General features: G+C 63.8%; 19 protein-coding genes. 10 read left to right on the top strand and 9 right to left on the bottom strand.

The features are described from left to right. Positions 1 to 38 precede the first annotated feature (38 nt). Together ACP691_RS05150 and ACP691_RS05145 are read right to left on the bottom strand one after the other, a co-directional pair. On the bottom strand, positions 39 to 776 hold the full coding sequence (locus ACP691_RS05150) for a 5-oxoprolinase subunit PxpA (RefSeq protein WP_426152791.1): 738 nt from the start codon (positions 774 to 776) through the stop codon (positions 39 to 41). A 94-nt stretch (positions 777 to 870) separates the two neighbouring features. Then, positions 871 to 1,758, bottom strand: coding sequence for a LysR family transcriptional regulator (locus ACP691_RS05145; RefSeq protein ID WP_426152789.1), 888 nt, complete (start codon positions 1,756 to 1,758; stop codon positions 871 to 873). A 215-nt stretch (positions 1,759 to 1,973) separates the two neighbouring features. Between ACP691_RS05145 and ACP691_RS05140 the strand changes: the two genes are divergently transcribed. From ACP691_RS05140 to ACP691_RS05125, 4 genes are all read left to right on the top strand, one after another. Next, positions 1,974 to 2,690, top strand: a complete 717-nt coding sequence (locus tag ACP691_RS05140; RefSeq protein WP_426152787.1) for a DUF969 domain-containing protein — start codon at positions 1,974 to 1,976, stop codon at positions 2,688 to 2,690. Next, on the top strand, positions 2,687 to 3,637 hold the full coding sequence (locus tag ACP691_RS05135) for a DUF979 domain-containing protein (protein ID WP_426152785.1): 951 nt from the start codon (positions 2,687 to 2,689) through the stop codon (positions 3,635 to 3,637). The genes ACP691_RS05140 and ACP691_RS05135 overlap by 4 nt, the downstream gene beginning before the upstream one ends. Before the next feature lie 88 nt (positions 3,638 to 3,725). Then, entirely contained in the window at positions 3,726 to 6,485 is a 2,760-nt protein-coding gene (locus ACP691_RS05130) for a response regulator (RefSeq protein WP_426198510.1), read from the top strand. Between the two features lie 71 nt (positions 6,486 to 6,556). Beyond that, positions 6,557 to 6,985 (top strand): hypothetical protein, encoded by a 429-nt coding sequence (locus ACP691_RS05125; RefSeq protein WP_426152783.1) that lies wholly within the window; start codon positions 6,557 to 6,559, stop codon positions 6,983 to 6,985. 149 nt (positions 6,986 to 7,134) lie between these two features. Here ACP691_RS05125 and ACP691_RS05120 read toward each other — a convergent pair whose 3' ends face one another. Then, complete coding sequence (locus ACP691_RS05120) at positions 7,135 to 7,602, bottom strand: TlpA disulfide reductase family protein (RefSeq protein WP_426152781.1); 468 nt, start codon at positions 7,600 to 7,602, stop codon at positions 7,135 to 7,137. 66 nt (positions 7,603 to 7,668) lie between these two features. On the opposite strand from ACP691_RS05120, the gene arsC reads away from it, so the two are divergent. Genes arsC through ACP691_RS05105 form a run of 3 tightly spaced genes read left to right on the top strand, consistent with a single transcriptional unit; the run spans position 7,669 to position 9,305 of the window. Then, positions 7,669 to 8,022 carry an arsenate reductase (glutaredoxin) gene (arsC, locus tag ACP691_RS05115; protein WP_426152780.1) on the top strand — a complete coding sequence of 118 codons (354 nt, stop codon included), beginning with the start codon at positions 7,669 to 7,671 and terminating at the stop codon, positions 8,020 to 8,022. Then, positions 8,019 to 8,633 carry an NAD(P)H:quinone oxidoreductase gene (wrbA, locus tag ACP691_RS05110; RefSeq protein ID WP_426152778.1) on the top strand — a complete coding sequence of 205 codons (615 nt, stop codon included), beginning with the start codon at positions 8,019 to 8,021 and terminating at the stop codon, positions 8,631 to 8,633. The genes arsC and wrbA overlap by 4 nt, the downstream gene beginning before the upstream one ends. Beyond that, complete coding sequence (locus ACP691_RS05105; RefSeq protein WP_426152776.1) at positions 8,634 to 9,305, top strand: DNA-3-methyladenine glycosylase I; 672 nt, start codon at positions 8,634 to 8,636, stop codon at positions 9,303 to 9,305. 29 nt (positions 9,306 to 9,334) lie between these two features. Here ACP691_RS05105 and ACP691_RS05100 read toward each other — a convergent pair whose 3' ends face one another. Both ACP691_RS05100 and ACP691_RS05095 read right to left on the bottom strand, forming a co-directional pair. Beyond that, on the bottom strand, positions 9,335 to 9,631 hold the full coding sequence (locus ACP691_RS05100) for a winged helix-turn-helix domain-containing protein (protein WP_426152774.1): 297 nt from the start codon (positions 9,629 to 9,631) through the stop codon (positions 9,335 to 9,337). Positions 9,632 to 9,644: 13 nt separating this feature from the next. After that, on the bottom strand, positions 9,645 to 10,139 hold the full coding sequence (locus tag ACP691_RS05095; protein ID WP_426152772.1) for a M48 family metallopeptidase: 495 nt from the start codon (positions 10,137 to 10,139) through the stop codon (positions 9,645 to 9,647). A 509-nt stretch (positions 10,140 to 10,648) separates the two neighbouring features. Here ACP691_RS05095 and ACP691_RS05090 point away from each other — a divergent pair. Further along, entirely contained in the window at positions 10,649 to 11,080 is a 432-nt protein-coding gene (locus ACP691_RS05090; protein WP_426152770.1) for a DUF2628 domain-containing protein, read from the top strand. 780 nt (positions 11,081 to 11,860) lie between these two features. On the opposite strand, the gene ttcA is transcribed toward ACP691_RS05090, so the two are convergent. Further along, a complete protein-coding gene (ttcA, locus tag ACP691_RS05085) occupies positions 11,861 to 12,685 on the bottom strand; it encodes a tRNA 2-thiocytidine(32) synthetase TtcA (protein WP_426152766.1) in 825 nt (274 codons plus the stop codon). Positions 12,686 to 12,867: 182 nt separating this feature from the next. Between ttcA and ACP691_RS05080 the strand changes: the two genes are divergently transcribed. Then, positions 12,868 to 13,362 carry a SprT family zinc-dependent metalloprotease gene (locus ACP691_RS05080; RefSeq protein ID WP_426152764.1) on the top strand — a complete coding sequence of 165 codons (495 nt, stop codon included), beginning with the start codon at positions 12,868 to 12,870 and terminating at the stop codon, positions 13,360 to 13,362. 114 nt (positions 13,363 to 13,476) lie between these two features. Here ACP691_RS05080 and ACP691_RS05075 read toward each other — a convergent pair whose 3' ends face one another. The 3 genes from ACP691_RS05075 to ACP691_RS05065 all read right to left on the bottom strand — a co-directional run bounded on the left by ACP691_RS05075 (position 13,477) and on the right by ACP691_RS05065 (position 17,097). Further along, complete coding sequence (locus tag ACP691_RS05075; protein ID WP_426152762.1) at positions 13,477 to 14,799, bottom strand: dicarboxylate/amino acid:cation symporter; 1,323 nt, start codon at positions 14,797 to 14,799, stop codon at positions 13,477 to 13,479. Positions 14,800 to 15,067: 268 nt separating this feature from the next. Next, a complete protein-coding gene (locus ACP691_RS05070) occupies positions 15,068 to 16,423 on the bottom strand; it encodes an ATP-binding protein (RefSeq protein WP_426152760.1) in 1,356 nt (451 codons plus the stop codon). Next, a complete protein-coding gene (locus tag ACP691_RS05065; RefSeq protein WP_426152758.1) occupies positions 16,420 to 17,097 on the bottom strand; it encodes a response regulator in 678 nt (225 codons plus the stop codon). Before ACP691_RS05065 ends, ACP691_RS05070 begins: the two co-directional genes overlap by 4 nt. A gap of 270 nt (positions 17,098 to 17,367) precedes the next feature. On the opposite strand from ACP691_RS05065, the gene ACP691_RS05060 reads away from it, so the two are divergent. Then, the gene (locus ACP691_RS05060; protein WP_426152756.1) at positions 17,368 to 18,192 is read left to right on the top strand and encodes an NAD-dependent epimerase/dehydratase family protein; all 825 of its coding nucleotides are present in this window, start codon (positions 17,368 to 17,370) and stop codon (positions 18,190 to 18,192) included. Positions 18,193 to 18,325 lie beyond the last annotated feature (133 nt).

Genomic DNA, 18,325 nt, shown 5'->3' with positions numbered 1-18,325 from the left:
CCCGATTCGGTCATTCCCGAAACTGAAGCGGTGCCCGCTCATGACCGTGCCGACTCGAGTGCCTGCCGTATGCGGCGCACCGCAGCCACCGAAGCGGCGTTGTCTCCATGCACGCACAGGGTATCGCTGTGCAGCTGCAAGGGGCTGCCATCCCGGGCCACCAAGGCTTGGCCCTTGGCAAGGGCCAGTGCCTGAGCCACCACGGCATCGGTCCTTTCATGCACGGCCCCGGGCAAACGCCGGGATACCAGCTGGCCATCGGCCTCGTATGCCCGGTCGGCGAAGCTTTCGAACCACAGGCTCACCCCGAACTCAGCCGCCAGGGCGCGCTGGGCGCTGTTGTCACGCATGGCCAACAGCACCAGGGGCACCTTGTGGGCCGCCACGGCACGCATCACCGAAGCCAGTAGCGCCGGCTGGGTCATCATGTCGTTGTACAGTGCGCCGTGGGGCTTGACGTACTCTACCTGGGTCCCTTCCAGGGCGCAGAACGCCTGCAGGGCGCCTATCTGGTAATGCAGCAGGCTTTCCACCTCCTCCCCCGAGCAGGCCATGGAGCGGCGACCGAAGCCGACCAGGTCCGGATAGGCCGGATGCGCGCCGATGCGCACCCCGTGACGCGCCGCCAGGGCCACGGTGCGGCGCATGGTCAGCGGGTCACCGGCATGGTAGCCACAAGCGATGTTGGCGCAGTCGATCAAGGGCATGACCTCGGCGTCCAGGCCCATGGTCCAGGCACCGTAGCTTTCGCCGATGTCGCAGTTGAGAAGAATCATGGGCCGCTCCAGCCGACAGGACACCTGGCCAAGGTAGAAGCCTGCGTGGCGGCCGGTCAACTCAGAAAAAGCCGCTGGGGGCGATAAGAAAAGCTTAAGCGCCCTCTTCGGCGATCAGCGCCTGGGCCATGCTTGCCACCTGCTCTGACAACGCCATGCCCGGCCCCGCCCGCCAGGCGGCGATGATGTCCATCGGTGGCGGCGTGCGGATGCCCTCGATCAGGCGCAGGCTGCCATCGCCCAGTTGAGCGGTAACCAGGGGTAGCGGCAGGGAGCCGATGCCGAAGCCGTTCTGCACCAGCCGAATGATGGCCGATGCCGAGTTCACGCAGTTCACCCTGGCGTTGGGGAGTTCAGCGTCGTGCAGCAGGTTGAGCAGGTCCTGATGCGGGCGGGAATTGCGGGAAAAGGTGACGATCCGCTCGCTGGCCAGGGCGGCCAGGTCTGGGTAGTGGCGGTCCTGCGGCGATCCCGTGGCGACGACCCAGGTCATGGGATAGCGCTGCAACAGAGTGTTGCGTACCGTATCGAGGCGCACCATATCGGTCTGCAGGATGATGTCCTGGTAGCCTTTTTCCAGTTGCTCGCACAGGTTGCGGGCGGTATCGGCGGTGATCTCCACCTCGACGCCGGGCCAGGCGGCGTCGATGCGGGCGATGAGCGCGCTGAACCAGGTCTGGATGACCGTGTCCATGGCGCCGATGCGCAAACGTCCGCGGGCCAGCGCCGGGTCTTTCAAGGCCCCCTTGAGGGCGTGCAGGGTATCGACCATCTGCTCGGCGTAGTCCAATACCCGCTGCCCTTCCGGCGTCAAGGTGACGCCGCGCGGGTCGCGCACGAACAGGCGGCAGTCCAGCTCGTCCTCCAGCGCGGCGATTCGGCTGGAGATGGATGCCTGGGTGGTGAACAGCTTTTCGGCGGTCAGGCGAAAGCTTTTGAGCCGGGCAACCCAGACGAAAGTTTCCAGGAATCGAATGTTCATCAGGGGCGCCCTCCTTTGCGTGGCAGTATTTCAAGGCATGGGCGACCAGGCGATCAAGAAAAAGCTATCGCCGGACACCGGATTTTCTCACTGGACGCGGCCGCCGGCAGCTTCCAACAATCGGGCCATAACAGTTCGAGGCGCCAGGCGCCGCCACAATAAGAAGACTTCGCTGCTGCCGAACGCGGCATAGCCGCCTTTCCAGGGCAATAATCATGAACGAATCGCTCAACCTCTGGCCCCTTCTGGGCGTCGCGGTCATCGTCCTCGGCTTCATCCTGCGCTTCAACCCCATGCTGGTCGTGGCCGCCGCGGCGGTCGTCACCGGGCTGGCGGCACAGCTGCCGCTGGAATCACTGCTGGCCAGCATCGGCACCGGCTTCATCAAGACCCGGACCCTCCCCCTGATCATCCTCCTGCCCCTGGCGGTGATAGGCCTGCTGGAGCGCCACGGGCTACGTCGGCATGCCCAAGCGTGGATTGGGCGCTTCCGCCAGGCCACGGCCGGGCGCCTGCTCATGGGCTACCTGTTCATGCGGGAAGTCACCGCCGCCCTTGGCCTGACCAGCCTGGGGGGCCACCCGCAGATGGTCCGCCCTTTGCTGGCACCGATGACCGAGGGCGCGGCCGTAAGCCGCCATGGCCCGCTTTCGCCTGGCCTAAGGCAACGTTTGCTGGCCTTTTGCGCGGCGACGGACAACATCGGCCTGTTCTTCGGCGAGGACATCTTCGTGGCGTTCGGTGCCATTGCCTTGATGCACACCTTCCTGCTGGGCGCGGGCATAGAGGTGGACCCGCTGCATATTGCGGTCTGGGGCATTCCCACAGCGCTGAGCGCCCTGATCATCCACGGCCTGAGACTGTATCGGCTGGACCACTACCTGGCCCGTCACGGCGCGGTTGAGGGCGCGTCCGAAGGAGCGAAGGCATGATTCTTTCCATCCAATACCTTTACTGGCTGGCGGGCGTGGTGCTGGCGATCACTTGTGGCCTTATCCTGGCCGATCGTGCTCACCCACGGCGCTGGCGCAGCGGGCTGTTCTGGGGCCTGTTCGCCATCGCTTTCCTGGTGGGCGAACGCCTGCCGCCGGTCCTGGTCGGTGCTGGCGTGTTGGTCATGGCGGTGCTGGCCGGCTGCGGCGGTGTCGCCACTGGCAGCTATCGGCCCTTGGCCGAGCGGGCGCAGGCAGCGGTGGCGGCGCGCCTGGGCAATCGCCTGTTCATTCCCGCCCTGGCGGTCCCGTTGCTGACGGTAGCGCTGGCCCTGGGGCTGAAAAACCTTAAGCTGGGCGAGCGCTTCCTGCTCGATCCGGCCAATTCCACCTTCGTTGCCCTTGGCCTGGCCAGCGTCTTGGCCCTGGGCCTGGCCTGCTGGCTGACCCGGGATACCCCAGCCCAGGCCATGCGTGAATCGCGTCGCCTTACCGAGGCGCTGGGCTGGGCCCTGGTGCTGCCGCAGATGCTGGCCATGCTGGGCCTGATGTTCACCGAAGCCGGGGTAGGCAAGGCCGTGGCCTTCCTGGCCAACAGCTACATCAACATGGACTATCGCTTTATAGCGGTGATGGTCTATGTCGTGGGCATGGCGCTGTTCACCATGGTCATGGGCAACGGTTTCGCGGCCTTTCCGGTGATGACCGGCGGGGTGGGCGTTCCCATCCTGATCGGGGTGTACCATGGCAACCCCGCCGTCGTGGCCGCCATCGGCATGTTCTCCGGCTACTGCGGCACCCTGATGACACCCATGGCGGCCAACTACAACCTGGTCCCGGCCGCGCTGCTGGAGCTGCCCGACCGCTACGCGGTGATCAAGGCCCAGGTGCCCACCGCCCTGGCCATGCTGGTGGTCAACACGCTGCTGCTGTACGCATTGATGTAGCGGCGCAAGCGAGGGATGCACAGGTTCCGTCGGCAAGGTATGGTGCGCCACATCATACTGACGGGCCTAGGGCATTCGAGGGGCGGGCGTGTTGAGGAAACTGGGAATCAAGGGGCGGGTGATTCTGCTGACCATGCTGCCGGCCAGCTTGCTGGCGCTGCTGTTGGGCGGCTATTTCACCTGGGTGCAGCAGAACGAACTGCGTGGCCAGTTGCTCGACCGCGGGGAAATGCTGGCAGGCCAGCTGGCCCTGCTGGTGGCGCCGGCCCTGGCCGAGCGTGACACCGAGCGGCTGGAGCGGGCCGCGGCCCAAGCCCTGGAACAGCCGGACGTGCGCAGCGTGAGCCTGCTCGACGCCGAGCGTGGACTGCTGGCCCATGCCGGCCCCAGCATGCTCAACCCGGTACCCAGCGCCAAGGCCGACGAACTGGCCCAGCGCAGCGGCAGCGATGCCACCCGTTACCTGCAGCCGGTCTTCGATCGCGACCGCGATCTGGTGGGCCAGCAGACGCCGGCCGGGGCCGATCGCCTGCTGGGCTGGGTGGAAATCGAGCTGTCCCACGCCAATACCTTGCTGCGTGGCTACCGCATGCTGTTCGCCAGCCTGGTGCTTATCGCCGCGGGCCTGGTGGTTACGCTCTTCCTGGCCTTGCAGCTGGGCCGCGGCATCAGCGCGCCCTTGGCGCATATCAAGCTCGCCGTGGCACGGATCAAGGAAGGCCGCCTGGATTACCGCCTGCCCACCCTGGGCAACCACGAACTGGACGAGCTGGCGGCCGGGATCAACCGCATGGCCCAATCCCTGGAAGAAGCGCACGAGGAGCTCCAGCACAGCATCGACCAGGCCACGGAGGACGTTCGGCAAAACCTGGAGACCATCGAGATCCAGAACATCGAGCTGGACCTGGCGCGCAAGGAGGCCCTGGAAGCCAGCCGGATCAAGTCCGAGTTCCTGGCCAACATGAGCCATGAGATCCGCACCCCGCTCAATGGCATCCTGGGCTTCACTCACCTTTTGCAGAAAAGCGAGCTCACGCCGCGACAGCTCGATTACCTGGGCACCATCGAAAAGTCGGCGGACAACCTGCTGGCGATCATCAACGAGATCCTGGATTTCTCCAAGATCGAAGCAGGCAAGCTGGTGCTCGACAGCATTCCCTTCAACCTGCGCGACCTGCTGCAGGACACTCTCACCATCCTCGCCCCCGCGGCCCACGCCAAGGACCTGGAGCTGGTCAGCCTGGTTTATCGGGACACACCGGTGGCCCTGGTGGGCGACCCTCTTCGGCTCAAGCAGATCCTCACCAACCTGGTGAGCAATGCGATCAAGTTCACCCGGGACGGCACCATAGTCGCGCGGGCCATGTTGGAGGACGACGACGAAGACGAAGAGAAGGCGCAGCTACGGATCAGCGTGCAGGACACGGGGATCGGCCTGTCAAACGAAGACGTGCGCGCGCTGTTCCAGGCGTTCAGCCAGGCGGATAACTCCCTGTCCCGGCAACCTGGCGGTACCGGCCTGGGGCTGGTGATTTCCAAGCGCCTGGTGGAGCAGATGGGCGGAGAAATCGGCGTGGACAGCACACCGGGCGAAGGCAGCACCTTCTGGATCAGCCTTACCCTGCCCCGCGCCCGCGATGACATCGAGGATCATCCCGCGCCGCTCCTGCTGGGGCGGCCCGTGGCCCTGCTGGAGCAGCACGAGCTGGCCCGGCAGGCCCTGGATCATCAACTGCAGGATCTGGGCCTCAGGGTACTGCCCTTCGCCTCGCTTGAACGCCTCACCGAAGCGGTGACGGCCTCTCGCCTCGCCGGCCAGCCCATCGAGCTGGCGGTACTGGGCCTGACGCTGCAACAGATTACTCCGGAAAGGCTTGGCCCGCGCTTGCGCGAGCTGCAGCAACAGGGTTGTCATCCGGTGGTGCTGTGCCCTACCACCGAGCAGGCGGCTTATCACGACGTGGTGCCGAACCCGCACAACCAGCTCCAGGCCAAGCCGGCCTGCAACCGCACCCTGCGCAGGGTGCTGAGCGAACTGATCAGCCCCCAGCGTGGGCTGCCCGCGCCCGATGAAGCGCCCTCGGTGCGCTCGCCGCGCATCCTCTGCGTGGATGACAACCCAGCCAACCTCTTGCTCGTGCAGACCCTGCTCGAGGACATGGGCGCCACGGTGGCAGCCGTGGACAGTGGCGAGGCGGCCCTGCAGGCGGTACGCGAGCAAGCGCTGGACCTGGTGCTGATGGACGTGCAGATGCCGGGCATGGATGGCCGCGAAACCACCGAGCGCCTGCGTGCTTGGGAGGCCGGGCGCCCCGGGGCGCCCTTGCCGGTGGTGGCCCTCACTGCCCACGCCATGGCCAACGAAAAGCGCGCCCTGCTTCACAGTGGCATGGACGATTACTTGACCAAGCCAATCAGCGAACGCCAATTGGCCCAGGTAGTGCTCAAGTGGACGGGGCTGACCCTCGGTGCCCCCCCGGCTGAGCGCGCCAGCGAATGGGTGAGCGGCGACAGCGTTGAGCAGGTGCTGGACCTTGAAGAAGGCCTGCGCCTGGCCGCCGGCAAGCAGGATCTGGCCACCGACATGCTCGCCATGCTCCTGGCTGGCCTGGATGAAGACCGTCAGGCTATCCAGACGGCCCGCGAGAGCGAGGATAGCGAGGCCTTGATAGAGCGCATTCACCGGCTGCATGGGGCGACCCGATACTGCGGCGTACCCCAGTTGCGCACAGCCTGCCAGCGCAGCGAAACCCTGCTCAAGCAGGGCGATCCGGCAAGCCAGGCCGCCCTGGACGAGTTGGACCAGGCTATCGTTCGCTTGGCCGAGCAGGCGCGACTCAGCGCCTAGGCAGGCGATTGACGGCGCCGCCGGGCAAGCCCGCGGGCGTGCTATCATGCGCGCCCTTTTTCGGAGGCCCTATGGTCGAACACGATTTCCGCTACAGCCTGCTCACGCCCCAGCACACCCTGATCGAATGCCGGGCCCTTTCGCCCGGGCGCTATCAAGTGACGGGCAATGGCGGCGCCATCCGCGCTGACGACGTGCTGCTGGTGACCCTCAAGGGCAGTCAGACCCTGAGCATGCGCCTGACCGTGGAAAAGGTTCGTCACCTGATCAACCCCATCGGCCAATGGACCGCCGTGGCGCGTGGCCCGGTGTTCAAGGAACTGGCCATCCATCGTTGGGACGTCACCTGCGACCAGTGCGGCAAGGCCATGAACTTCGAGTTCGCAGTGGACGCCAGCCTGGGCGAAGCCGCCCTGCAACCAGCCGCCTCGGCGCGTATCGCCGAACTGGGCTGGGGCGCCGAGGGTGACGGGCATCGCTGCCCGGCGTGCGTGGCGTAACCGGCGGAGGTACGCAGCTGCAGGTTTACTTCGAGCCCTTTCCCCAGCTGGCGCTGGGTCCCACGATGGGAGGCAGCGCAGCTGCCGAATCGGCAGATCTACCTGAAGCGCCTTCCCCAGCTGGCGCTGGGTCCAGGGTGGAGGTAGCTCTACAGCGCACCCAACCCCTGGAGACGCTCCCTGAGGCTGGCCGCGGTCTGCTCACCGAGCAGGGTCGCCTTCACCTCGTGCCTGGGGTCAAGGATGAAGGTGACCGGCAAGCCTTCCGCCGAAGGCAAGCCCAGGGTTTCGGCCGGGTCCTGGTCCAGCACGCGGTAGCTGATGCCCATGCTGTCTACCGCTTGTACCAGCTCAGCCCCATGGAGCTGGTCGAAGTTGACTCCGAGCACCTGCACGCCCTGGCTGGCCATGTCCCGGGCCAAGCCATTGAGTTCCGGGATTTCGCGGCGGCAAGGGCCGCACCAAGTCGCCCAGTAGTTGAGCACCAGCCACTGCCCGTCCAGCGCCTTGGCCGTAACCGGCTGGCCCCGGTGGTCCACGCCCAGGTCTTGGCCACAGCCACCGAGGGCCAAGGCCAACAGGCCAGCCCAGAGTGCTCTCTTGCCGTATCGAAGCATTGCCGTCCTCGTCATCCGCGGTGAGGCAGGTAGAATAGCCGCCACTCGATAGCACAGGCGACCCCCATGAGCGACCTTATCCTGTACCACAACCCGCGCTGCTCCAAATCCCGTAGCGCCCTCGAATGGCTGCAGGGCCAGGGGCTGGAGCCTACCGTGGTGCGCTACCTGGACACGCCCCTGGACAAGGCAGCCCTGAGCGACCTCCTGCGCCGACTGGGCCTGGGCGCCCGCGAGCTGTTGCGTACCGGCGAAGAAGCCTATAAAGCGCTGAAGCTGGCGGATCCAAGCCTTAGTGAAGAGGCGCTTATCGATGCCATGGTCCGCGAGCCGCGCCTGATCGAACGGCCGATTCTGGTGCGTGGTGAACGAGCAGCGATCGGCCGTCCCCTGGAAAACCTCAAGGAGCTGCTGTCATGAGCCAAGCCTACGTGCTGGTCCTGTATTACAGCCGCCATGGCGCCACCCGCCAGATGGCCATGCAGGTGGCCCGCGGCGTGGAACGCGCCGGGCTTGAAGCGCGGATCCGCACCGTGCCAGCGGTATCGACCGAATGCGAGGCAGTGGCGCCTTCGGTGCCCGAGGAAGGCGCGGTGTACGCTACCACTGAGGAACTGGCCGGCTGCGCCGGACTCGCGCTAGGTAGCCCTACCCGCTTCGGCAATATGGCCGCGCCGCTGAAATACTTCCTCGACGGCACCAGCAGCCTGTGGCTGAGTGGAGCGCTGGCGGGCAAGCCGGCGGCGGTCTTCACCTCCACCGCCAGCCTCCACGGCGGTCAGGAAACCACACTGCTTTCAATGATGCTGCCGCTGCTGCACCACGGCATGCTGATCAGCGGCCTGCCCTACAGCGAATCCGCCCTGCTGGAAACCCGTGGTGGCGGCACGCCCTACGGCGCCAGTCACCACGCCGGCGGTGATGGCAAGCGCCCGCTGGACGAACACGAAACCGCCCTGTGCCGAGCCCTTGGCCTGCGCCTGGCCCAGGCGGCGCAACAGCTGGCCCGCCCCCTGGAGGGCACGGCCTGAATGCGTGATTACCAATGGCTGCATGAGCATTGCCTGAACCGCTTCGGCTCGGCTGCCGCCCTCGAGGCGCGTTTGCCACAACCGCGCACGGCTGAAGCGCTCAAGGCCCTCACCGACGACCGCTACCTCTCGCTGCTGGCCCTGCGCATTTTCCGCGCCGGGCTCAAGCACAGCCTGGTAGACGCCAAGTGGCCCGCGTTCGAAGCGGTGTTCTTCGGGTTCGCTCCAGAAAAGGTGGTGCTGATGGGCGGCGAGCATCTGGAACGCCTGATGCAGGACGCCCGCATCATTCGCCACTTGGGTAAGCTGAGAAGCGTACCCATCAATGCCCAGATGTTCCTTGACGTCGCTCAGGAACATGGCAGCTTCGGCGCATTCATTGCGGACTGGCCGGAAGACAACATCACCGGTCTGTGGCGCTACCTCACCCGCCACGGTAACCAGCTTGGCGGGCTTTCGGCGCCACGCTTTCTGCGAATGGTGGGCAAGGACACCTTCATCCCCACTCAGGACGTGGTAGCCGCGCTCAACGCGCAGAAGATCGTGGACCGCGTGCCCACCAGCCAACGAGACCTGGCGGCGGTACAGGAAGCGTTCAACACCTGGCGCGCCCAGAGCGGGCGGCCACTGTGTCAGCTTTCGGTGATGCTGGCGCATACGGCGAATCACTGAACCCGTCGGTGATCCACGCCGTGAGGTGATCAGGGATACCCCAGCACTGCCTTGAGCCGCGGGAGATTGCGTTCGACCCAGCCGCGGTCGATCGCGCCCCAATCTCGAATCCGGTAGCAGCCGATATGGTTACGCTCGCCCTCGGCCTGTTCGAACTCGCACAGGATATCCAGCTCCGCCAGGGCGGAAACCGTGTCTTGGGCAGTACGCCTGGGCATGCCGGTCAGCTCGGTCAGGGCCGGAATGCTGCCGGCCAAGCCGCTGTCGATCAGGTAGGCCACGTATAGGCGCCGGTAGAAACTGCTGCGGGTTTTGCTGACATCCATGGATGATTTCCGGTCAGGCGGCGAGGTCACGCCAGGTGAGGTAGAGCCGCAGGTCGAATTCCAGCTGGTGGTAGCCGGGCTGCATATGCTCGCAGAGCTTGTAGAACGCCTTGTTGTGGTCGGATTCCCTCAAGTGCGCCAGCTCATGCACCACGATCATCTTGAGAAACTGCGGCGCGGCCTCCTTGAACAGGGACGCGATGCGAATCTCCTTCTTGGCCTTGAGTTTGCCGCCCTGGACGCGAGAGATCGCCGTGTTCAGCCCCAGCGCGCGATGGGTGAGGTCGAGCCGGTTGTCGAACAGCACCTTGTCGGGGCTGGGCGCGCTGCGCAGATATTCCTGCTTGATGTCCAGCACATAGCCATACAGCGCCTTGTCACTTTGCACCGCGTGCCGCTCCGGGTAGCGCTGTTGCAGATAGTCGCCCAGGCGCTGCTGCTCGATCATCTGACGCACCCGGGCTTGCAGGTCGGCGGGATAGGCTTGCAGGTATTTGAGTGGGGGCATGGCGACAGGTGTTCGAGGAGGCAGCCACGAGTGTATCCCATGTGCCCGGGCAGCCCCAGTCCAGCGCAGACCTGATGGACGCCATCATGACGCGGCGGCAAGGGTTGTGGGCCTATCCAGCAAGGGCTGTCGGCCGGGCGACCTAAGCATTCAGTTTTAAAGCTTGGCATTTTAGGCCTGCCTGTCCCGACGGGTACTGGGCTTTAATTTGCGGCTGCCTGTAGTCCAGCAAGGCAAGCGTTAGCTCAGCGGTTCTCCGAGTTGCGTCGAAACACTAAGCGACATCGGCATCGGCATCCAGGCACATCTTTTATCCAATCACGGCGAACATAGCTGACTCTAATTGCTCAACAGCATCAACTTTCGCCCGATATTGTACCAAGTTACGTCGGGTATTTACATTGAAATTTTACCCAGTATCATGTTCACCGTTGGCTTAATCAGCAGGCAATTCCAGGATTGCCAGGACGACATTCTATATTTGAAGGATCACTGAAGGAGCTATGTACATGAGCAATACTGAAAACATGCATTTAGCAGCTCATTCATTGAGCAAGAAATGGCAAGAGCGCTTCGCCTTTTTCGATCAACATGGTGGGCCGCAGGCACCAGGGCACAAGGATGCATTGAAAGCACTCCCCTTTCGCAAAGGGCTAATGATCGGAATGAACTTCATCGCCTGGTTCTTCGGCCCGATCTATCTGTTCGTACTGGGAATGTGGCGCAAGAATCTAACCTTGATCGCTATCATATGTGGAATCATGCTTATCAGCGCCCTTATGGAGATCGTGCTCGATATCACCTTGCCGCGTGCGTTGAATATGGGCATCAATGTCGGGTTCTCGATGATGTATGCGAAGATTACCAATTATGGGTATTACCTTACTCGAGTTAAGGGTTCGAAAAGCTGGAATCCGTTCGAAGGCATGCGTTGGGCCTGAGGCATGGTGTAGCAGCGGTCGTGCTGGCTGTGTGATGGAGGTAGTGCAGCCCCGACTCCTGATCGAAGTACTGGTCCTGGAAGCGCAGGCTCTGCTCGACCTCGCTGACTCCAGTGAGTCCAGCCCGCCAGGCCTTGAAGCTGGCTTGCCAGACGGTTCTGCCCTCGACGTCGCTCATTCCAGCGGGGTGCCGATGGGGTCGGTGTGGTAGTAGTAGGTCGTTTGCTCCTCGCCTTCCAGGTTGTCGATCCGGGCCAAGGGGGCGTAGCTGTCGGGTTTGTGGAAGCAAAAATGCTAGCCTTCGGGGGCTGTTCCAAGCTGTCGTCCGTCCGCCAGCGTCAGAGTAGTCAGTTGTTTAGCGGGTCGCTGTTAACCGGCGAGCAAAATCGGTGCAAAAGGCCTATCTATTGACTATCAAGATATATTTCGCATCGTTGAAATATAAAGCTCGCGCAACTATATCGACAGCCTCCTTTCCCAATCGGTGCGTTCCATCGAGACCATCACCCTGGAACTTGCATGCCCTGATGGGGCAGGATGCTCCCAGCTTCAATAGTCTGGAAGACGTTCTGGTCCGGGCCGGTCAATTGGTCAAGCGATTGCTCAAGGATCGCGGCATCGAACTGCCGGCTACCGTCATGGCCGAAGCCTGCGCTGATACCACTACGTGGTGGAAGGCATCAAGGATGTACTGGGCACCAAGAAGGCTTGATACCCGCCGGGTAACAGGCTTATGCGGCCGTTGTCTGAAAGACCGACCGCCGCCAGCAGGCCGCCCGCTTAGAGGTTCATCAGGTCCACGAACCGAGGCGCTGCGCTCTCGTCGATGCGCAGATCGGTGAAATTGAACAGGTCGCGGTCGGCCAACTGGGACGGCACCACATTCTGCAAGCCACGGAAAATATTCTCGGTGCGGCCCGGGTGCTTGCGCTCCCACTCCACAAGCATGTCCTTGACGACCTGCCGTTGGAGATTTTCCTGGGAACCGCAGAGGTTGCACGGGATAATCGGGAACTGCTTCATGTCCGAGTAGGCCTGGATGTCCTTCTCGGCGCAGTACGCCAGAGGGCGAATCACCACGTTACGGCCGTCATCGGCCAGCAGCTTCGGCGGCATGGCCTTGAGCGAGCCGTTGAAGAACATGTTCAGGAAGAAGGTTTCGACGATGTCGTCGCGATGGTGCCCGAGGGCCATCTTGGTGGCACCGATTTCGTCGGCGAAGGTATAGAGAGTGCCGCGACGCAAGCGCGAGCATAGCGAGCAGGTGGTCTTGCCTTCCGGGATCAGCGCCTTGACCACCGAATAGGTGTCTTTCTCAAGGATGTGGTACTCCACACCCAGTTCCTTCAGGTAGGCCGGCAGCACGTGCTCGGGGAAGCCGGGCTGCTTCTGGTCCATGTTCACCGCCACCAGCTCGAAGCGGATCGGCGCAACCTTCTGAAGGTGCAGGAGCACGTCCAGCATGGTGTAGCTGTCTTTGCCGCCTGACAGGCACACCATCACCTTGTCGCCGTCCTCGATCATGTTGAAGTCGGCCACGGCCTCCCCCGCCAGGCGGCGAAGACGTTTCTGCAGTTTGTTCTGGTTGACCGAAAGGGTGCCCATGATGGAGAAATCCTGATACGTGCCGACAGCGGAATGCGAAGGCGCGCATTCTACCTCCAATTGGCCGCCAGGCGTAGGCCATTGCCCGCGGCGGGGGCCAGGCCAGGCGACCGATGGCCAACCCACCGGCTCGGCAAGCGTCAGCCTGACCGGGCATAATCGGCCCCTTCGGAGCCGAGCCTATGCCAGACCAGCTGTTATCCCGCGTGGAAGCCTGTTACACCCAGGCCGAAGCCTTCTTCAAACGCCCCTTCAAGCGCCCTGTCGTGAGCCTCAAGTTGCGAGGCCAGAAAGCGGGCGTGGCGCACCTGCACGAGAACAAGCTGCGCTTCAACGAAGCCCTGTACCGTGAAAACACCGAGGACTTCCTTCGCCAGACCGTTGCCCACGAGGTGGCGCACCTGGTAGCGCACCAGCTGTTCGGGGACCGCATACAGCCCCATGGGGAAGAGTGGCAACTGATCATGCGTGGCGTGTACGAACTACCGCCGTTGCGCTGCCATAACTACGAAGTGAAGCGGCGCCAGGTGAAGCGGTACATCTACCGCTGCCCCTGCGCCGACGGAGTGTTTCCCTTCACTGCACAGCGCCATGGCCTGGTGCGCCAGGGTCGGCGCTACCTGTGCCGGCGATGCCACCAGGCATTGGTGTTCAGTGGGGAAACCCGGCTGGAGTGAGGGATATCGCCGGTTGGCGGCGAACACAGGAGGCCCGACACCAGGGGGGCAGTTCACCCTGTGGGAGCCAGCGCCGGCTGGCGAATCTTCGCTAGCTCCCACAGTGAGTTTCATTTACAGGCGCGAGCCTTCGGCAACCTTCAGGTCGTCTTCAGGCCGGGTCAGTTCCAGGGGGGCGCCACCGGAAGCGAGTTCGCTTTGCAGGGTTTTCTCATCCAGCTGGCCTACCCACTTGGCCACCACGACCGTGGCCACGGCGTTGCCGACCAGGTTGGTCAGGGCACGGGCTTCGGACATGAAGCGGTCGATGCCCAGGATCAAGGCCAGGCCTGCCACCGGCAGGTGACCCACCGCGGAGAGGGTGGCTGCCAGCACGATGAAGCCGCTGCCGGTGACACCCGCGGCGCCCTTGGAGGACAGCAGCAAGACTGCCAGCAGGGTCAACTGGTGGAACAGGTCCATGTGGGTGTCGGTGGCTTGGGCAATGAACACCGCCGCCATGGTGAGGTAGATGGAGGTGCCGTCCAGGTTGAAGGAATAACCGGTCGGGATGACCAGGCCGACCACGGATTTCTGCGCGCCCAGGCGTTCCATCTTGGCCAGCATGCGGGGCAAGGCCGATTCGGAGGAGGACGTGCCCAGTACGATCAGCAGCTCTTCACGGATGTAACGCACCAGCTTCAGCACGCTGAAGCCGTGGGCCCGGGCGATGGCGCCCAGCACCAGCACTACGAACAGCACGCAGGTGATGTAGAAGCACAGCATCAGCTGGCCCAGTTGCACCAGCGAGCCCACCCCATAGTTGCCGATGGTGAACGCCATGGCACCCAGCGCGCCCAGGGGAGCCAGCTTCATGATCATGTTGATGACGTTGAACATGGCGTGTGCGAAGCGATCGATCAGCTCCAGCAGTGGGCGACCGTAGCTGCCCAGGCGATGTAGGGCAAAGCCGAAGATCACCGAGAACATCAGCACCTGGAGAATGTCGCCAGTGGCGAACGCCCCAACGATGGTGCTGGGAATCACGTTGAGCAGGAAGCCCACCACGCTCTGGCCTTCGCCCTGGGTAACGTAGGTGGCGATCTTGGAAGCATCCAGGGTGGCCGGATCGATGTGCATGCCTGCGCCAGGCTGGACGATGTTGACCACGACCAGGCCGATGATCAGGGAGATGGTGGAAACGATCTCGAAATAGAGCAAGGCATAGCCGCCGGTCTTGCCCACCGCTTTCATGTTTTGCATGCCAGCGATGCCACTGACCACGGTGCAGAAGATGATGGGCGCGATGACCATCTTGATCAGCTTGATGAAGCCATCACCGAGGGGCTTGAGCATCTGCCCGGTCTGCGGATAGTAGTGGCCTAGCAATACGCCGATGATGATCGCGACGATCACTTGGAAATACAGGGATTTGTAAATGGGCTGACGAGTCGTCATGGCAGTTTCCTCAAGCGTGCCCGCAGCGCCTTCCACGGACAACGACACATGAAGCGGTAACCCTCCTGACCCGGAGGGATTTGTTCTGGGCCTCGCTGCGCCAGGCCTTGCCGTCTACAAGGCAAGCCCCGTGCCAGCTTGCTTGAAAAGCCGAAACGGCCATGATCCAACGGCGCAAGCAAAGTATAGGCAGCGCCCTGTTACGTCCGCGTGGCGGATTTTCGCCAAGCTGCGGGAGCCACCATCGCTCCATGGCGGATATCCGCCATCAGTGGCGTGGAAAGCTGATCCGGAACCGCGCCCCGCCCAGGGGAGAGTCTTCGATAGCCAGGGTGCCGTGGTAGCCGCGGATGATGTCATGGGCAACAGCCAGGCCGATCCCCTGCCCAGGGTGCTGGCGATCGAGTCGCTCGCCCCGTTCGAGGATGCGGCTGCGCTGGGCGACAGGGATGCCCGGGCCATCGTCCTCCAGGAGCAATTCCAGACGCTGGCCGATCACGCTCAGGCTCACGCTGACGTCGCCCAGGCAAAGCCGCCAGGCGTTCTCCAGCAGGTTACCCAGCAGTTCGAGCAGCGCGCCTTCCTCCAAGGGCAACAAGCCAGGGTCCGCCAACGCGATGTGCAGCTGCACCGGCTTGTCGGGATAGACCTTGCGCAGGCTGCTGGCCAGGTTATCCAGCACCGGTCGTACAGCCACCTGCCGACGAACCAGGCCACTGTTGCGCACATTGGCTCGCTGCAACTGGTAGTCGATCTGCTGGCTCATGCGGGCCACCTGGGTGCGCAGCACCGCGCCTTGCTGCCCGGCCTCACTGGCAGGGTTACCGCTGGCCAGACCCTCGCCGATACCCTGGAGCACACTCAGCGGGGTTTTCAGGCTATGGGCCAGGTCGCCGAGGGAGTCCCGGTAGCGTTGCCGTTGCTCGCCTTCGCTGGCCAACAGGCGGTTCAGGGAGCGGGTCAGGCGCAACAGCTCGCTGGGGTGACGCTCGCTCAACCCCTGGCGCTGACCCGCTTCGATCTCGTCAAGCTCAACGCTGAGCCGGCGCAAGGAGCGCAGGCTCCAGGTCATGCCTGCCCAGAAAAGCAACAGCAGCGCCACCAGCGCCGCGCCGAACCCCAGGTAAAGGCGCTCGCGCAAGGCATCGAGGGTGCGCTGGTAAGGGGCGACCGATTGCATGGCCACAAAGCTGAAGGCCGCGCTTTCGCCGCCCAGCAGGCGCACCTCCACATCGTAGGCCCAGTATTCCTGCCCGTCGGGGGCGGCGAAGCGGGAAAATCGGCTGCCCTGGCCATCGTAGCGCGGGCCATAGCTGGGCGCCGGCGCTCCTTGGCTGCTCCAGGCCAGCCGGCCGCGCTGGTCGAAGATATAGCCCAGCAAACGTTCGTCGGGTACGTCGAGGCGCTCGTCCCGCATTGGTATCGGCTCAGGCATGCGTAGCTGCCCGGCTTCCAGGCGCGCGGCCGAGATCAGCCGGGTCACTTCCGTGGCCAGCCGTTCCTCCACCGAATCGCGCAAGGAAAGGCTGAAGGCGCCCTGCAATGCCGGCAGTAAGCCAAGCATGAACAATACGGCCAGCAGCACGCCCGCCAGCATCAGGCGAAAGCGCAGGGAGCGGATCACCGGCAGCGCTCGGTGAACAGGTAGCCCAGCCCGCGCACGGTCTCGATGGGGCGGAAGCCATCGGCCGCCTCGAGCTTGCGCCGGATGCGGCCTACCAGCACTTCGATGACGTTCGGGTCATGCTCGCCTTCGTCCGGATACAGCTGGGCCATCAATTGCTGCTTGGCCACTACCTGCTGGTGATGTCGTACCAGGTACTCCAGGATGCGGTACTCGAACGCCGTAAGGCCCAGCGGCTCGCCCTGCAGGGAGGCCTGCTTGCGGTTGAGGTCCAGGCTCAGGGGGCCGGCGACTATGGTGGGCTGGATGAAGCCACTGGCGCGACGCAGCAGGGCGCCCAGGCGAGCCTCGACCTCTTCGAACTGAAAAGGCTTGACCATGTAGTCGTCCGCCCCGGCCGCCAGGCCTTCGACCTTGTCTTGCCAGCTTCCCCGGGCCGTCAGGATCAGGATGGGCATGGCCAGGCCTCGGCCACGCCATTGGCGGATCAGCTCCAACCCGGACAGCCCCGGCAGGCCCAGGTCCACAATGGCCAGGTCGAAGGCCGTTTCGGCGGCTTCCGCCAAGGCGGCGCGGGCATCGGCCACGGCGGCCACCACGTGCCCGCTCTCGCCAAGGCGGGTCTGCAAGTGATGGCGCAAGAGCGCTTCGTCTTCAACCAGCAATAACTTCATTGCACGCCACCACACCCTGGCCAATGGAATCGGCGGCAAGGTTAACCCGCCAAGCCCGCCCCTCGCTATCGGCCACCTTGCGCTTCAGCCGGCGGCCGAGGCTTGACCCAGGCGCCGCAAGCCTTCATCGATGTGGTCCAGTCCTGGCCGGGTCCGCCTGTTCGTCGTCGAAGGCGTACCAGGGCACGACCCTCGCTTTGACAATTACGCGGCCTTGGCGATACTGGGCGCTGTCATACGACAACAGATAACGACAATAACGGAGGCTTCATGACCGCATCGAGCACCGCCGCCCCTTCGTCCCGGCGGCTTCTTCTTACCGGCGCCGCCGGGGGGTTGGGAAAAGTTCTGCGACAAACCCTCAAACCTCACGCTTCGCTGCTGCGCCTGTCGGATATCGTGGAACCGCAAGCGCCAGAGGAGCACGAGGAAGTGGTGGTCTGTGACCTGGCCGACAAAGCGGCCGTGGACCAGCTGGTCAAGGGCGTGGACGCCATCCTGCACTTCGGTGGCGTATCGGTGGAACGGCCGTTCGAAGAGATTCTCGGCCCGAACATCTGTGGCACCTATCATATCTACGAGGCTGCCCGCCGCCATGGCGTGAAGAAAGTCATCTTCGCCAGCAGCAACCATGTGGTCGGCTTCTACAAGCAGAGCGAAACCATCGACGCCCTGGCGCCACGTCGGCCGGATGGTTACTACGGGCTGTCGAAGTCCTACGGTGAAGACCTGGCGACCTTCTACTTCGACCGCTACGGCATCGAAACCCTGAGCATTCGTATCGGCTCTTCGTTCCCCGAGCCACAGAACCGCCGCATGCTCTGCACCTGGCTCAGCTATGACGACCTCACCCAATTGATCGTCAAGGGCTTGGAGACGCCCAACCTTGGGCACACCATCGTGTTCGGCATGTCGGATAACCCAACCGTATGGTGGGACAACCGCCTGGCCGCGCATCTGGGGTATGAACCGAAGGACGGTTCGGCCCGCTTCGTCGACAAGGTGGAAGCCCAGCCGCCGGTGGCCGCCGACGATCCGGCAGCGCTCTACCATGGCGGCGCTTTCACGGCACAGGGGCCATTCGAAGAGGCCTGAGCGCTCCACCAGCTCGGCCCAGCTGGCGAAGCGGTCATGGATGACCATCCGCCAGCCAGCGCAGCTGCAACCTGTCCAGTGGGACCCCAGCGCCAGCTGGGGAATTAGCCGGCAGCGATGTTGGGGCCACCGG

This window comes from Pseudomonas sp. DC3200b2 (genome assembly GCF_049895785.1).
Classification (GTDB): domain Bacteria; phylum Pseudomonadota; class Gammaproteobacteria; order Pseudomonadales; family Pseudomonadaceae; genus Aquipseudomonas; species Aquipseudomonas massiliensis.
The sequence above is the reverse complement of the archived record's forward strand: the minus strand, read 5'-3'. Positions and strand labels throughout refer to the sequence as shown.